The organism is Blattabacterium sp. (Cryptocercus punctulatus) str. Cpu (assembly GCF_000236405.1).
GTDB lineage: Bacteria > Bacteroidota > Bacteroidia > Flavobacteriales > Blattabacteriaceae > Blattabacterium > Blattabacterium punctulatus.
The window spans coordinates 323,628-338,804 of sequence record NC_016621.1 but is presented as its reverse complement, the minus strand read 5'-3'; the positions used below and the strand labels follow the sequence as shown (position 1 = coordinate 338,804).

The following is a 15,177-nucleotide window of genomic DNA, read 5'->3' as shown; positions in this document are numbered from 1 at the left end:
CTATTTATTTTATTTTTTTTCTGGTCGCATTTGCGGAAAAAATAAGACTTCTTGAATAGAACTTTTCTGCGTAAATAACATGACCAATCGATCTATTCCAATTCCAATACCTGCAGTAGGAGGCATACCAAATTCTAAAGATCGTATAAAATCTTTATCAAGAAACATAGATTCATCTGTATTTTTTTCAGATAATTTGATTTGTTCTCTAAAACGATCGAGTTGATCTATAGGATCATTAAGTTCTGAATAAGAATTAGCAATTTCTTGTCCATTGATAAGTAATTCAAAACGTTCTGACAAATTTTTATTCTGACGATGTCTTTTCGTTAATGGGCTCATTTCTATAGGAAAATCGATAATAAAAGTAGGATTGATGTAATTTTTTTCGCATTTTTCTTCAAAAATTTTTTCAATCATTTTAGCTTTGCTCATTTTTATATTTTCCTCTATCTCTATATGCAATTTTTTACAAACTTTTCTTAATTCTTCCTCTTCCATATCTATAAGATTAAATCCCGTATTTTTTTGAATAGAATCTAATATAGGAATTCTTGGAAATGGAGTTTTAAAATTAATACGATTTTTTTCTATTAAAATATCCTTATCCTCCTTTTGAACTTTTTTGTAAATACACTTTAAAAGTTCTTCTGTAAATTTCATCATCCAATAATAATCTTTATAAGCAACATAAAGTTCTAATACCGTAAATTCTGGATTATGAATACGATCCATCCCTTCATTTCTAAAATTTTTAGAAAATTCATATACTCCGTGAAATCCACCAATGATTAGTCTTTTTAAATAAAGTTCATTAGCAATACGTAAATATAATGGAATTCCAAGTGAATTATGATAGGTAATAAAAGGACGAGCTACAGCTCCACCAGGAATAGATTGTAGAATAGGAGTATCCACTTCTAAATAACCTTTATGGTCTAAAAAATTTCTAATTTCTCGTATTATACGAGTACGTTTTAAAAAAATATTTCTAACATGATCATTCACAATAAGATCTACATAACGCATACGATAACGTTGTTCAGTATTAGAAAAAGCATCATATATTTTTTTATTTTTTTTATCTATTTTTACTTGTGGCAATGGTCGTAAAGATTTAGATAGGATAGTTAATCTATGGACATGGATAGTAATTTCATTCATTTTTGTCTTAAATAAATTACCTTTAATTCCAATAATATCTCCTATATCTATAAGTTTTTTTAAAAAAATATTGTAGGATTCTTCTTTTTCCATTTTTTCTGAGTAAAAATGATTCTTATTAAAGTATATTTGTATACATCCAGTGTGATCTTTCATTTCTCCAAAAGAAGCTTTTCCTAAAATTCGCAAACGTATTAAACGTCCAGCTATGCTGATTGGGTCTTTTTCTCTAAAATTTTTTTTTATATCAAAAATTGTGTTTGTAATGAAATATTCCTCTGGAGGATAAGGATTTATACCTAATTTTCTTAGTTGATTTAATTTTTTTATACGTATAATTTGTTGTTCTGATAAATTAGGCATAAAAATATTTCATGCAGATAATTGTACGATTGTAAAAACAATACGAAGGTACATTTGTTTTTTTATTGTATTATTAATTTTTCAAAATTAAAAAATTATGAAAAAAAAAATACTTTTTTTCGAAGATTTAGGAAAAAAAGAATATAAAGAAACTTGGAAATATCAAAAAATATTATTTGATGATATTATCCAAAAAAAAGTAAAAAATATATTTTTTCATAATAATAAAAACGAAATAGCAGGATATTTACTATTTGTAGAGCATCCACATGTATATACGATAGGAAAAAATGGAAAAAATAAACATTTATTAGTATCATCGGATTTTTTTAAAAAAATAGATGCTACATTTTATCAAACAGATCGAGGAGGTGATATAACTTATCATGGGCCAGGACAATTAGTTGGATACCCAATTTTAAATATGGACTATTTTTTTACTGATATTCACAAATATTTACGTTTATTAGAAGAAGTCATTATTCATTTTCTAAAAAATCATGGAATAAAAGGAGAACGAGAAAAAGGAAAAACAGGAGTTTGGTTAAAGAAAAAAAACGGTAAATATAAAAAAATATGTTCGATAGGAATTAGAATGAGTCGTTGGGTTACCATGCATGGTTTTGCTATAAATATAAATACAGATTTACGGTATTTCGATTATATCATTCCTTGTGGCCTTTTCAATAAAGAAGTTACTTCGTTAGAAAAAGAATTAAAAAATAAGATATCCTTTTCCGATACAAAATATCTAGTAAAAAAATCTTTTCAAGAAATTTTTAATGTAAAATTTATCTAATAGATTTAGCAATCATGATCCCATCTTGATCTACTTCCGTTAAAAGTACATTTTGTAATGTATTTTTTAATATTGGATTTGAAGATATTTTTGTTCGAATATAATTTTCTGTATATCCATATAAATATTCATTATTAGTAGAATTTTTTTCAAACAAAACAGTTTTTTTTGTATAAATTTGTCTTTCACAAAAAGAAAGATATTTTTTTTTTGAAAGTGCTCTTAATATTTTATTCCTTTTCCATTGTATTTTTTTAGAAATTTTCTCCTGTATAGTTATAGATCTAGTATTGGGTCTTTGAGAATAAGAAAATATATGTAAAGAAGAAATTTCTAATTTTTTCAAAAAATGAAAAGTTTCTAAAAAATGTTTATGTGTTTCTCCAGGAAATCCAACAATAATATCTGAACCTATATAAGCATCTGGTAGAATTTTACGGATAATTTTCACTTTTTCTTGATAAAGTTCTCTTCTATAACGTCTTTGCATTTTTCCCAATATATCGTTACTTCCAGATTGTAAAGGAATATGAAAGTGAGGAACAAAATGTTTACTTTTTGATAAAAATTCAATACATTCTTTGTTCAATAAATTAGGTTCTATTGAAGATAAACGTATTCTTCCCTTTTCTTTTATTTTATCTATTGCCTGGATCAAATCAAAAAATGTATAGAAACGATGTTGATGGATCCCATCTATTTTCTTTCCATAGTCTCCAATATTTATCCCCGTTAATACTATTTCTTTTATTCCTTTATTAAAAAGAAACCTTATCTTTTTTAAAATATTTTCTATACTATCCGATCTAGATACACCTCTTGCCATAGGAATAATACAATAACTACATTTATAATCACATCCATCTTGGATTTTTAAAAAAGAACGAGTTCTATCTCCAATAGAATACGATGAAAAATAAGAAGATGTTTTTTTTGAAATAATTTTTGCAGGATATCTTTTAAATAAATAGATCGGATGGATATAATCGATTATTTTAAATTTTTCTTCAGACCCCAATACCATATCTACACCACGTATATAAGAAATCTCTTTAGGATTAAGTTGTGCATAACATCCTACTGCAATAATAAAAGATTTTGCATTTTTCTTCATAAAAAAACGTACCATATACTTAAATTCCAAATCTGCATTTTTGGTTACAGAACAACTATTTATAACATAAATATCTGCAACTCCCTTGAAAGAAACATGTTCATAATTTAAATTAGAAAATTTTCTCGCTATAGTGGAAGTTTCAGCATAATTTAGCTTACACCCCATTGTATAAAATGCAATTCTTTTTTTACCCATTTCGATAAAAAATAATATTCATTAACGGAAAGGAACCTTTTTTTACAGAGTTTTTTTTTAAGAAGAAAAATAATCTAAAAGTCCACTATGACTAGCTTCTAGAGATTTTTCACCTTTTTTCCAATTTGCTGGACAAACTTCACCACTTTTTTCATAATACTGAAGAGCATCAATCATCCTAATTGCTTCATCTACATTTCTACCCAAAGGGAAATCATTAATTAAAAGATGTCTGATAATCCCATTTTTATCTATTAAAAACAATCCTCTATAAGCAATAATTTCTCCTGTTGCTTTTAATTCTTCATTATTATTGCAAATCCAATTTTCAGATAAAACTCCATAATTATGGGATATAGTTTTATTGATATCGGAAACAATAGGATATGTAACACCAGATATCCCACCTTTTTCTTTTGGAATTTGCAACCAAGCCCAGTGCGATTGTTCTGTATCTGTAGATATAGCTATTATTTGTACATTTCTAGATTCAAAATCATTCATTTTTTCTTGAAATGCATATATTTCTGTTGGACATACAAAAGTAAAATCTTTAGGATAGAAAAAAAGCAATACATATTTACTTCCCTTAAATTGTTCCAAAGTAAAATTGGGAACAATATCTTTTCCATTCAATACTGCATTAGCTGTAAAATTAGGTGCTTTTTTTGCAATTAATGTATTCATTTTTCTATATTTTTATATGCACGAATTTACCAAAATTATTATAAGAATCAAAAATAAAACAAGTAATTTCCCCTTTTACATCCATTCTATAATGAATATTTTTTCATTTTTATACATATCTATGTAATTTTTTATTCAGTTCATTTTTTAAACTTGTTAAATTCATTATCTTTTGCAAAAGATCTTTCTTATCCTCAATTTTAATATTTTTTCGAAAATTACTGATTTCGTTTTGAATTAATTTCAAAAAATATTGGGACTTATATCTTAATAAAAGGTCGATAAGATATCGATCTATGTTGTCCTCTTTGGAGGATACTTCAATTCCTTTTTTATCCCATTTGGATAAGGAATAGGATTTCGTATTTTTATGATACAAAAATTTCCATTTTTTTATGGAATTTTTTTGTAAATAAATTTGGTCAAATATTTTCTGATGATAATCTAAAGAAAAACGAAAGTTATGGAATTTAAAAGTCTGGAATATTTTTTCGGAAACTGTAGTCTTAGATCCTTCTATTTTTATTTTTTTATCTCCATAATTTAAAATTAACTGAATCAACTTTTCTTCAATTAGAATAAGAATATTTTTGTTAGTTTTTTCTGAACTAATACTAATAGTAGAATTTTTCTTATAAATTTTTTTATGACTTATTCTTTTCAATTCAGAAATTAAAATTTCTTTACGAATTTTTAGATTTTTGGAAGCGACTTCTATATATAATTCTCTTTGGATAAGATTGGATACTTTTGAAATGCTATTCAAAATATTCAAAACTAAAAATGATTTTTTAATTGGATCATCTTGACAGAATTTTTCAAACATTTTTTGTTTAAAAGAAACAAAATTATAACTTTTTTTTTCTAAAAAATATCTCAATTGAGAATAAGAATATTTTTTCGAAATAGTATCTGGATCTTCTCCATTATGAGTAAATAATATACGTAAATTCATTTTTTGTTCTAATAACATATTTATTCCTCTTAAAGAAGCTTGAATTCCAGAACGGTCCCCATCATAAAAAAGAACAATATTTCTTGTAAATTTCTTAATTAACAATATTTGATCAATGGTCAAGGAAGTCCCCGAAGAGGATACCACATTTTTTATTCCAGATTGATGCAAAGAAAGTACATCTGCATATCCCTCTACTAAATAACAAAAATTTTCTCTTAAAATAGTTTTTTTAGCTTGAAATAAACCATACAAAATTTTACTTTTTTGAAAAATATCGTTTTCAGATGAATTTAAATATTTCGTTGTACGGGAATAACTATTAATCGTCCTACCACCAAATCCTATTACCCAACCTGATAAATCATGTATAGGAAAAATGACACGTTCACGAAAACAGTCAAAATTATTGGATTTTTTGAATCTAGTAAGACCAGATTTTTTTAAATCACGTATTTTAAATCCTTTTTTTAAAGCTGTTTCCGTAAATAATATCCAAGAGGAATGGGCATAACCTAATTCAAATTGATGAATCGTTTTCATATCAAATCCTCTTTTTTTTATTAAATAATTCAATCCCTTTTCTTGACCTTCTTTTGTGGAATGCAATTGTTTAATGAAAAAACATTTTGCATAATTCTGTATTAAGTATAAAATTCCATATTTTTCATGATAAATTTTCCTAAAATCTGTATTTTTTTCAGATTCATGAATCTTTATATTATACTTTTTAGCTAGATAATATAAGGATTCTACATAAGTAAATTTTTCGTATTCCATAAGAAAAGTAATAATATTTCCACCTTTTCCAGAACTGAAATCTTTCCATATTTTTTTTGTAGGAGAAACGATCAGAGAAGGTGTTTTTTCATTAGAAAATGGACTAAGACCTCTATAGTTTAGACCACTTTTTTTTAAAAAAACAAAATCTCCGATAACTTCTTCTATACACGAAGTAGAAAATATTCGTTTTATAGTTTCTTTAGAAATCATGATTATTAAAAAAAAAAGAATAATAATACAAAAATCTGATTTTAAATGCTTTCTAATTTCATTCTATGAATAATTTTTTTTGGGTTAGAATTCGAAAAAATAGTAGTTCCTGCTACCAATATATCTGCCCCATTTTTGAATAATAAAGAAGCAATTTCTAAATTAATCCCTCCATCTACTTCGATAAGTGCAGAAGAATGTTTTTTTAAAATCAAATCTTTAGTATCTTCTAGTTTTTGATAAGTTTGATGAATAAATTTTTGTCCGCTAAAACCAGGATTTACGCTCATTAATAAAACAAAATCTATATCTTTAATAACATCTTGTAAAAGAAAAACTGGAGTATGAGGATTTACTGCTACACCTACTTTCATACCATATTCTTTAATGGAATAAATAGTTCTATTTAAATGTATACAAGCTTCATAATGAACATGTAAGTTATCTACCCCACAAAATTTAAATTCTTCTATATAGTATTCTGGGTGCATAATCATTAAATGCACATCTATAGGTTTATGAGTATATTTTTTTACATGTTTGATAAATAAAGTACCAAAAGAAATATTAGAAACAAAAGAAGAATCCATAATATCAATATGGAACCAATCTGCTTCACTTTTATTCAGCATTTCTATATCACGATATAAGAATGCCAGGTTTGCTGAAAGTAAAGATGGAGAAATAATTTTTTTCATATTTTATATTTTTCTAAAAAAATTGAAATGAATAAATAAAGATTATGAAATCATCGTTTCATTAATCCCTGTTTTAGAAAAACCTCCATCATGATACAAATTTTGCATTGTTACTTTTCTTGTAAAATCTGAAAATAGTGTAATTATATAGTTTGCACAATCTTGTGCCGAAGCATTTCCTAAAGGAGATATTTTTTCAGATAAAATAAAAAATTGATTGAATCCTTTAATAGATTTTGCGGCCTTTGTAACACTAGGAGATTGTGAAACCGTATTCACCCTAACTTTTTTTTTTATTCCCCAATGATAACCAAAATTACGTGTAATACTCTCTAGATAAGACTTATAATCCGACATATCTCCATAATATGAAAAGCTTCTTTTAGAAGCAATATAAGTTAGAGCTACAATAGATCCCCATTTATTCATGGCATTTTTACTCCAAGCCGTTTGCATGATTTTATGATAGGATACGGCAGATATTTCCCATCCTTTTCTTAAAAATTCATAATTAATAGAGGTATAAGGAATTCCTTTTCGAATATTTATGGACATAGCGATGGAATGCAATAGAAAATCTATTTTTCCTCCAAAATGATCTAAAGCTTTATCAAATAAAATATTAAGATCTATAATAGAAGTAGCATCTGCTGGGACTACCATGGATTCTGTTTTATGAGATAATTCATAAATTTTTCCCATTCTTAAAGCAGCAGGGGTATTTGTTAAAATAAAAGACGCTTTTTCTTTATAAGCACGTTCTGCTACCTTCCAAGCAATAGAATTTTCATCTAAAGCTCCAAATATAATCCCTTTTTTTCCTTTCAATAAATTGTAAGACATAGTTAAAAATTTAACCAAAAATACCTATTTTTTATTGAATTAAATATCAAAAATTTCTTTGATTATAGGCAAATAGTCCAATTTTTCCCATGTAAAAAGTTCTACTTCTTGTTTTTTTTTATTTCCTTCTATATCCGAAAAATATTTCCATACTTTTTTTGGAATTTTTCCCATATGGCCATAAACAGCTGTTTCCTCATATATTGGGTTACACAATTTTAATCTCTTTGTTATAGCGTAAGGACGAAAATCAAAAATTTTTTTAATTTTTAGTAAAATCTCTTCATCAAGAAGTTCTTTTTTAGATGTACCATAAGTATTCACAAAAATTCCTATCGGTTTTGCAATACCAACTGCATAAGATATTTGTATTGATAATTCATCTGCAACTCCTGCTGCAACAAGATTTTTTGCAATATGCCTAGCAGCATAAGCAGCAGATCTATCCACTTTAGAAGGGTCTTTTCCAGAAAAAGATCCTCCTCCATGAGACCCTCTACCTCCATAAGTATCCACGATAATTTTTCTTCCGGTAATTCCAGTATCCCCGTGAGGTCCACCAGTAACAAATTTACCTGTAGAATTTATGTAATATTTCGTTCGATCGGTAAATAATTTTTTTATATCCTTCGATAGTATATTCTTGACCCTTGGAATTAAAATATTTTTAATATCTTGAACTATACGTTTATGCATTTTTTCTTTTTTATCAAATTCATCATGTTGAGTTGAAATTACAATAGTATGAATATGTATAGGGATATTTTTATCAGAATATTCCAGAGTAACTTGTGATTTTGCATCTGGACGTAAATAAAGCATTTTTTCTCCTTCATTTCGGATGGATGAAAGTTCCCTTAATAAATAATGAGATATTTCTAATGATAAAGGCATATAATTTTCTGTTTCCTTAATAGCATATCCAAATACCATACCTTGGTCTCCGGCACCTTGATTTTCTTTTTTTTTATTTTGTATTATCCCCTGGAATAAATCTCTAGATTGTTCTTGAATAGAAGAAATTACCCCACAAGAATCTGCATTAAATCTATATTCATTTTTAGTATATCCAATCTTCCTAAGGGTATCACGAGCTACTTTTTGAACATTAACCCAAGTTTTAGAATTTACTTCTCCTGCTAATACAATTTGCCCCGTAGTAACTAAAGTTTCTATAGCAACTTTTGCTTCTGAATCATAGGCCAGAAAATGATCTAATATAGCATCCGATATTTGATCCGATATTTTATCAGGATGTCCTTCCGAAACAGATTCGCTAGTGAATAAATAAGGCATTTTTTTTATTTGATGACTTAGCTTGCTATTATCCTAAATTTTATTTTTAATATTTTTGAATATTAATAGATTCTTTATGCAAAATTTTGAAAATTTCTTCAATAATTTCTTCCGAAACACCTAATTCTTTTCCTAATTTTATAGATTTATTTAAAATATACTCCCATCTATTTTTCTGTAATAAAGCTATATTATATTTTTTTTTCAGAATTCCTAATTTTTTGGAAATTTTCATTCTTTCTGCTAAAAGAGTAATAATATTTTCATCTATTTCATCAATAAGTATTCTTAAAGAATCTAACTGATTTTGATATTTTTCATCATCATAATTAGAATATATCAAATTTTTTAACATTTCCAAAAGTTTTTCAGGAGTAATTTGTTGTTTAGCATCACTCCAAGCATTATCAGGATCACAATGACTTTCTATCATCAATCCCTCACATCTAAAAAAATGAAAAGCTATTTTTGAAATTTCTAAAATTCCTTTTTTATTTCCACAAATATGTGAAGGATCACAAATAATAGGAATTCTAGGAAGAATACTATTAAAATTCAATAATATATTCCAGTTGGGTTGATTACGATATTTAGATGTTTTATAAGTATAAAAACCACGATGTATAACTCCTAATTTTTTAATTCCTTTGGAAAATAAACGTTCTAAAGCTCCTATCCATAATTCTAGATCAGGATGTATAGGATTTTTTACTAAGATAATTTTCTCCTCTTTTCCTTTTAAAGAATCCGCAATTTCTTGGACAGTAAATGGACTTGCTGTACTTCTTGCTCCTATCCAAAGAATATCTATATCAAAAGATAACGCCAACTTTACATGTTCTGCATTAGCTACTTCCGTAGCAACCATTAATCCTGTATTTTTTTTTACATTTTTTAGCCATTGAAGTCCAACTTCCCCAATCCCTTCAAAATTATTCGGTTTAGTTCTAGGTTTCCAGATACCTGCTCTAAACACTTGTACATAGGATGTGTCCATCCTTATAGCTGTTTCTTTGATTTGTTTTTCGCTTTCTGCACTACAAGGTCCAGATATGACTAGGGGTTTATCAAACTTTTCAATCCAAGATCTGTCTATACTATTATTTAGAATATTTTTTTCCATCATAATACAATTTATACATTAAACATATTTTTTTTATTTTATATCATTTGCTTTTTTTATATACCGATCAATTTGATGAAATTCTTTTTTTCTTAAATATTTACGAAATATTTTTAAGTGATCTATATAAACATCCATAGCTTGAATCAGATTATTTTTATTAGAAATAAAAATAGGTAACCACGTTTCAGGGTTGCTTTTCGCTAAACGTGTAGTAGAATCCAATCCACTTCCCCTCATATTATTAAAAAATTTTTTTTCATTTTTAAATCTTTCTAAAACAGTACTAGCTAAAGAAAAGGAAACTACATGAGGTAAATGAGATACGTAAGAAATATAAAAATCATGTTCTTTAGATGTGATATAAATCATCCGCATATCCATTATAGAATAAATTTTCTCTACGATAAATATCGCATCTGGATCACTAAGTTCAGAATCACAAAGAATACAATTTTTTTTATGGAAAAGATCTGAATGAGCATATTCTGGTCCAGAATTTTCTATTCCTGCAATAGGGTGGGTAGCCACAAAACGACTTCTTTTTGGATGAGAATAGACACTATTACAAATTTCATACTTAGTAGATCCAGTATCTAAAATAACTGTATCATTACTGATTTTATTAAGAATAATTGGAAGTATTTTTTTTATTCCATCTACAGGAATGGATAAAATAATAACGGAAGATTGTATAATAAGATCTTGAAAAGAAATTATTTTATCTACAATTCCAAGTTTTACAGCATGAATAGCATTTTCTTTATTAGAGTCTATTCCTAGAAATTTATCTCCAAAATTGGATTTTCTTAATCCTAAACTAATAGATCCACCGATTAAACCTAATCCTATAATTCCAATATTCATGAAAAAATTCTATTTTTTGCTTTTTCCAAAGTTTTTACAGGACAACACATAGATAATCTTACATACCCTTTTCCATTATTTCCAAAAATGCTTCCAGGTGTAATAAATATGTGATAATTTTTGAGAATTTTATCGGACCATTTCCGATCATTTTTTTCTAAATCTAGAATCTTAGCCCAAACAAATATTCCAGAACTTTTTTTTCTATATTTTAAATATAGACGATCACATATTTCCAATATAATTTTTTTACGTTTTAAATATTCTAGATTGAGTTTTTTAAACCATTCTGAATTTTGATTCATTGCTTCTATAGCCCCAATTTGTATTGGATAATACATTCCAGAATTGATGAGACTTTTTACTTTTAAAATATTTTTAATATATTCGTGTTTTCCTATTATCATTCCAATTCTCCATCCAGCCATATTATAACTTTTACTTAAAGAATTTAATTCTAAAGCAATATCTTTAGAACCTCGAATATTAAATATACTCAAAGGACGTTTATTATTATTTAATATTAAACTATAAGGATTATCGTGCACTAGTAAAATACGATTTTTTTTCGCAAAAAAGACTATTTCTTCCAACTTTTCAAAAGTTATAGTTGCACCTGTTGGCATATGAGGATAATTGATCCACATAATCTTAACCTTAGATAGATTTTTATTTTCCAATAGTTTTATATTAGGACACCAATCCTCCCTATCATAAAGATCATAATAAATTACTTCCGATTCTAAAAGTTTGGATATAGAAGAATAAATAGGATATCCAGGATTTGGAATTAGAACTTGATTACCTTTGTTCAAATAAGAAAGGCTTATATCCATAATTCCTTCCTTTGACCCCATCAAAGGTAACACTTCTTTTTGATAATCTACATCCACTTTATACGTATTTCCATACCAATCTGCAATAGTTTTACGTAACCTTTCTATACCAATATAACTTTGATAAGTGTTCGCATTTTTTATTTCTGATGCTTCTTTCATTTTAGGAATAACTCCGTATGGAGGAAGAATATCCGGATTCCCAATTCCTAAATTAATGATATCTATTCCCTTATTTTCAAGAGTCTGAATCTCTTTCATTTTTTCGGAAAAAAAATATTCCGATATTTGATGTATTCTTTTTGCTACAACAATCATTAAGATCTAATTCTTCCATTTTTATATTCTCCAATAATAGAAAGTTTATGAAGATTGGGGTTACTTTGTATACATATTTTCATTCTCTCATAATCTTTTATATTATTGAATATAATATCCACATAAAAAAAATATTCCCAAGGTTTTTTTATTATAGGAATAGATTGTATTTTAGTCATATTTATTCCAAGATTTGATATAAGACTCAATATTTGAGATAAACTACCAGTAGTATGGAAAATTTTGAATCTTAGTGAAGCTTTATTAAAATTATCTTCTTTATTTGAAAAATTTTTAATAATAAAAAACCTGGTAAAATTTCTTCTAATGGTTTGGATATTTCTAGAAATAATTTCTAATCCATATTCTTTAGCTGCATATTCTGATGCAATCGCAGCTAATCCTTTTTTTTTGCATATAGAAATGTATTTAGCGGCAGAAGCCGTATCAGAATACTTGGATATTTTTACATAAGGATGTGAATTTATAAAAAACTCACATTGCAAAATGGCCATTGGATGAGAGTAAATTTCCTTTATTTCTTTCATATTTTGTCCAGGAACAGCCATCAAATGATGTCTTATAGGCATATATATTTCTCCAACTATTCTTAAGTTATATTCAGATAAAAGACTATAATTAGTCAATATAGTACCTGCTATAGTATTTTCTATAGCCATTACCCCAATATCTACATTAGATTTAGCAACCGAAAAGGCAAGTTCTCTAAAGGAATAACATTCCATTAATTTGTAATGAGATCCTTCAAAGTATCTAGAAACTGCAGCATGATGAAAACACCCCTTTATCCCTTGTATAGCAATTTTTTTCATGTTGTAAGAAATATTTAATTTACCTCATAATACTATATACTATACTCCTCCATAAACCGATTCACCAATTCTATAAAAAAATAATAATAATAAGGAGTCCTATTCATTTTCTTTTTATTTCTTACTTACTTCGCGGAATCAAAAAAATAAAGAATAAAGGTAAAAAATAATTTTATTTTATACAATTTTTTTTAAAAAATTTTATCCTAAAGAAGATAATCGTAAAAAAAAATAAAAATAGTAAAACGGTTAACTTTATATTTTCATACTCTACTAATTCTATTTTTATGCTAAAAAATAAAGATCCAATAAAAGGATGGAGAAAAAAGAATAAATCTCCTTCCCTTTCTGAGGTTTTTTCTACTGTTTATGTTCCTAAAAAAAAAGGAATATGGAGAAAATTTTTTGCTTTTACTGGACCAGGACTATTAATTGCTGTAGGGTATATGGATCCAGGAAATTGGGCAACAGATATTGCTGGAGGGTCGAAATTTGGATACATGCTTTTATCCGTTATTTTTATATCCAATATTTTTGCTATCATTTTGCAACATTTATCTTTAAAATTAGGAATTGTTTGTGAACGAGATTTAGCACAAGCCTGTAGGGATCATTATCCTCCCTTTATTAGTTTTATATTATGGATTTTATGCGAAATTGCTATTGCTTCATGTGACTTAGCAGAAATTATTGGTTCCGTATTAGCCTTAAAATTACTTTTTGGAATTCCCATTACGTGGGGGGTATTAATTACGACCATAGATGTTTTACTCATTTTATTTTTTCAATATAAAGGATTCAGATATATTGAAAGTGTAGTAGCTGTATTAATTTTTACAATTTTGATTTGTTTTAGTTTTGAAATTATTAGTTCTAAACCCGAAATTTTACCTATTTTAAAAGGAATTATTCCAAATCCTGAAATCATTAAAAATTCACATTCTTTCTACATTTCTATTGGAATCTTAGGAGCAACTGTAATGCCACACAATCTTTACCTACATTCAAGTATCATACAAACAAGGAACTACCAACGTACTATTGAAGGTAAAAAAATGGCCATAAAATATGCAACGATAGATAGTACATTATCTTTATCTTTAGCTTTTTTTATCAATGCAGCAATATTAATCATATCTGCAGCAACTTTTCATAAATATGGGCATACAGAAGTAGCAGATATTCTGGATGCACATAAACTTTTATCGCCTATACTAGGATCTAGTCTTTCAGGAGTTTTTTTTGCACTAGCTTTACTAGCCTCAGGACAAAATTCTACACTTACTGGAACTTTATCTGGACAAATTGTGATGGAAGGATTTCTTCATATACGATTAAAACCTTGGGTTAGAAGACTAATAACTAGGTTAATTGCTATCGTTCCTGCTATGATCGCCTCGATTATTTATGGCGAAAAAGGAACTGCAGAATTACTAATAATTAGTCAAATAATTTTATCAATCCAATTAAGTTTTGCAATTATTCCTTTAGTTAATTTTACAGGAGATTATAATAAAATGGGATTATTTGTTAATGGACCTTTTTTAAAAATATTATCTTGGTTTATCACTATTATCATTGTTCTATTAAATTTAGTTTTATTATACAATACTTTTCAATAATTTAAAATTAAGTCGTATCAGGAAGACAATACTTCAAAATTGAGAGTGAACTCTTTTTTATGATGTAAACGTATACTTACCTGATGTTTTCCAATTGTCTTAATGACTTTATTACCAGGAATTCTTATAGATTTTTTTTCTATAGAAATTCCTTTTTTATTTAAAACTTTCATTAGTTCTTGATTGTTAATGGAACCGAATAGTTTTCCTCCTTTTCCTACTTTAGCTTTTATTTTTATAGTTAATTTTTTTAATTTTTTTTCTATTTCTTTGGATTTTTCGATTAAAAAACTTTCCTTTTTATAGCGTTGTTTCAATATTTCATGAATATTTTTTATTGTTCCAGGAAGTGCTAAAATAGCATAATCATTAGGAATTAGATAGTTTCTAGCATACCCGGGTTTAACATCTAATTCATCGTATTGAAACCCTAAATTTTCCACGTCTTTTTTGAGAATAATTTTCATA

General features: G+C 26.8%; 14 protein-coding genes. 2 read left to right on the top strand and 12 right to left on the bottom strand.

All coding sequences use genetic code 11. The features are described from left to right. Positions 1-9: 9 nt before the first annotated feature. Positions 10-1,527 carry a lysine--tRNA ligase gene (gene lysS, locus BLBCPU_RS01650; protein WP_014246265.1) on the bottom strand — a complete coding sequence of 506 codons (1,518 nt, stop codon included), beginning with the start codon at positions 1,525-1,527 and terminating at the stop codon, positions 10-12. Between the two features lie 97 nt (positions 1,528-1,624). Here lysS and lipB point away from each other — a divergent pair, with 97 nt between their 5' ends. Continuing rightward, positions 1,625-2,326 (top strand): lipoyl(octanoyl) transferase LipB, encoded by a 702-nt coding sequence (gene lipB / locus BLBCPU_RS01645; RefSeq protein WP_014246264.1) that lies wholly within the window; start codon positions 1,625-1,627, stop codon positions 2,324-2,326. On the opposite strand, the gene mtaB is transcribed toward lipB, so the two are convergent. The 10 genes from mtaB to BLBCPU_RS01595 all read right to left on the bottom strand — a co-directional run bounded on the left by mtaB (position 2,319) and on the right by BLBCPU_RS01595 (position 13,087). After that, positions 2,319-3,638: a tRNA (N(6)-L-threonylcarbamoyladenosine(37)-C(2))-methylthiotransferase MtaB gene (gene mtaB, locus BLBCPU_RS01640; RefSeq protein WP_014246263.1), complete on the bottom strand. Its 1,320-nt coding sequence runs from the start codon at positions 3,636-3,638 to the stop codon at positions 2,319-2,321. The two genes, lipB and mtaB, sit on opposite strands and share 8 nt — an antisense overlap. A 57-nt stretch (positions 3,639-3,695) precedes the next feature. Continuing rightward, positions 3,696-4,325, bottom strand: a complete 630-nt coding sequence (locus tag BLBCPU_RS01635) for a peroxiredoxin (RefSeq protein ID WP_014246262.1) — start codon at positions 4,323-4,325, stop codon at positions 3,696-3,698. 109 nt (positions 4,326-4,434) lie between these two features. Further along, positions 4,435-6,273: a DNA primase gene (gene dnaG / locus BLBCPU_RS01630; protein WP_014246261.1), complete on the bottom strand. Its 1,839-nt coding sequence runs from the start codon at positions 6,271-6,273 to the stop codon at positions 4,435-4,437. Between the two features lie 41 nt (positions 6,274-6,314). After that, entirely contained in the window at positions 6,315-6,971 is a 657-nt protein-coding gene (gene rpe, locus BLBCPU_RS01625) for a ribulose-phosphate 3-epimerase (protein ID WP_014246260.1), read from the bottom strand. A gap of 42 nt (positions 6,972-7,013) precedes the next feature. Continuing rightward, positions 7,014-7,814 (bottom strand): enoyl-ACP reductase, encoded by an 801-nt coding sequence (locus tag BLBCPU_RS01620; RefSeq protein ID WP_014246259.1) that lies wholly within the window; start codon positions 7,812-7,814, stop codon positions 7,014-7,016. A gap of 39 nt (positions 7,815-7,853) precedes the next feature. Further along, entirely contained in the window at positions 7,854-9,110 is a 1,257-nt protein-coding gene (gene metK, locus BLBCPU_RS01615; RefSeq protein WP_014246258.1) for a methionine adenosyltransferase, read from the bottom strand. Positions 9,111-9,156: 46 nt separating this feature from the next. Continuing rightward, a complete protein-coding gene (locus BLBCPU_RS01610) occupies positions 9,157-10,233 on the bottom strand; it encodes a bifunctional 3-deoxy-7-phosphoheptulonate synthase/chorismate mutase type II (RefSeq protein WP_041178610.1) in 1,077 nt (358 codons plus the stop codon). Between the two features lie 33 nt (positions 10,234-10,266). After that, positions 10,267-11,100, bottom strand: coding sequence for a prephenate dehydrogenase (locus BLBCPU_RS01605; RefSeq protein WP_014246256.1), 834 nt, complete (start codon positions 11,098-11,100; stop codon positions 10,267-10,269). Further along, positions 11,097-12,254, bottom strand: a complete 1,158-nt coding sequence (locus BLBCPU_RS01600; protein ID WP_014246255.1) for a pyridoxal phosphate-dependent aminotransferase — start codon at positions 12,252-12,254, stop codon at positions 11,097-11,099. The genes BLBCPU_RS01605 and BLBCPU_RS01600 overlap by 4 nt, the downstream gene beginning before the upstream one ends. Next, positions 12,254-13,087 carry a prephenate dehydratase gene (locus tag BLBCPU_RS01595; protein ID WP_014246254.1) on the bottom strand — a complete coding sequence of 278 codons (834 nt, stop codon included), beginning with the start codon at positions 13,085-13,087 and terminating at the stop codon, positions 12,254-12,256. The genes BLBCPU_RS01600 and BLBCPU_RS01595 overlap by 1 nt, the downstream gene beginning before the upstream one ends. A gap of 287 nt (positions 13,088-13,374) precedes the next feature. Between BLBCPU_RS01595 and BLBCPU_RS01590 the strand changes: the two genes are divergently transcribed. Beyond that, entirely contained in the window at positions 13,375-14,709 is a 1,335-nt protein-coding gene (locus BLBCPU_RS01590; RefSeq protein ID WP_014246253.1) for an Nramp family divalent metal transporter, read from the top strand. A gap of 17 nt (positions 14,710-14,726) precedes the next feature. Here the strand turns inward: BLBCPU_RS01590 and rplI are convergent, their stop codons facing one another. Beyond that, positions 14,727-15,176 (bottom strand): 50S ribosomal protein L9, encoded by a 450-nt coding sequence (gene rplI / locus BLBCPU_RS01585; protein WP_014246252.1) that lies wholly within the window; start codon positions 15,174-15,176, stop codon positions 14,727-14,729. Between the last annotated feature and the right edge of the window lies 1 nt (position 15,177).

What these genes read in the sequence shown, in the direction of transcription:
- lysS (WP_014246265.1), bottom strand. Translation starts at nt 1,527, where the DNA reads ATGCCTAATTTATCAGAACAACAAATTATACGTATAAAAAAATTAAAT.
- lipB (WP_014246264.1), top strand. Translation starts at nt 1,625, where the DNA reads ATGAAAAAAAAAATACTTTTTTTCGAAGATTTAGGAAAAAAAGAATAT.
- mtaB (WP_014246263.1), bottom strand. Translation starts at nt 3,638, where the DNA reads ATGGGTAAAAAAAGAATTGCATTTTATACAATGGGGTGTAAGCTAAAT.
- BLBCPU_RS01635 (WP_014246262.1), bottom strand. Translation starts at nt 4,325, where the DNA reads ATGAATACATTAATTGCAAAAAAAGCACCTAATTTTACAGCTAATGCA.
- dnaG (WP_014246261.1), bottom strand. Translation starts at nt 6,273, where the DNA reads ATGATTTCTAAAGAAACTATAAAACGAATATTTTCTACTTCGTGTATA.
- rpe (WP_014246260.1), bottom strand. Translation starts at nt 6,971, where the DNA reads ATGAAAAAAATTATTTCTCCATCTTTACTTTCAGCAAACCTGGCATTC.
- BLBCPU_RS01620 (WP_014246259.1), bottom strand. Translation starts at nt 7,814, where the DNA reads ATGTCTTACAATTTATTGAAAGGAAAAAAAGGGATTATATTTGGAGCT.
- metK (WP_014246258.1), bottom strand. Translation starts at nt 9,110, where the DNA reads ATGCCTTATTTATTCACTAGCGAATCTGTTTCGGAAGGACATCCTGAT.
- BLBCPU_RS01610 (WP_041178610.1), bottom strand. Translation starts at nt 10,233, where the DNA reads ATGGAAAAAAATATTCTAAATAATAGTATAGACAGATCTTGGATTGAA.
- BLBCPU_RS01605 (WP_014246256.1), bottom strand. Translation starts at nt 11,100, where the DNA reads ATGAATATTGGAATTATAGGATTAGGTTTAATCGGTGGATCTATTAGT.
- BLBCPU_RS01600 (WP_014246255.1), bottom strand. Translation starts at nt 12,254, where the DNA reads ATGATTGTTGTAGCAAAAAGAATACATCAAATATCGGAATATTTTTTT.
- BLBCPU_RS01595 (WP_014246254.1), bottom strand. Translation starts at nt 13,087, where the DNA reads ATGAAAAAAATTGCTATACAAGGGATAAAGGGGTGTTTTCATCATGCT.
- BLBCPU_RS01590 (WP_014246253.1), top strand. Translation starts at nt 13,375, where the DNA reads ATGCTAAAAAATAAAGATCCAATAAAAGGATGGAGAAAAAAGAATAAA.
- rplI (WP_014246252.1), bottom strand. Translation starts at nt 15,176, where the DNA reads ATGAAAATTATTCTCAAAAAAGACGTGGAAAATTTAGGGTTTCAATAC.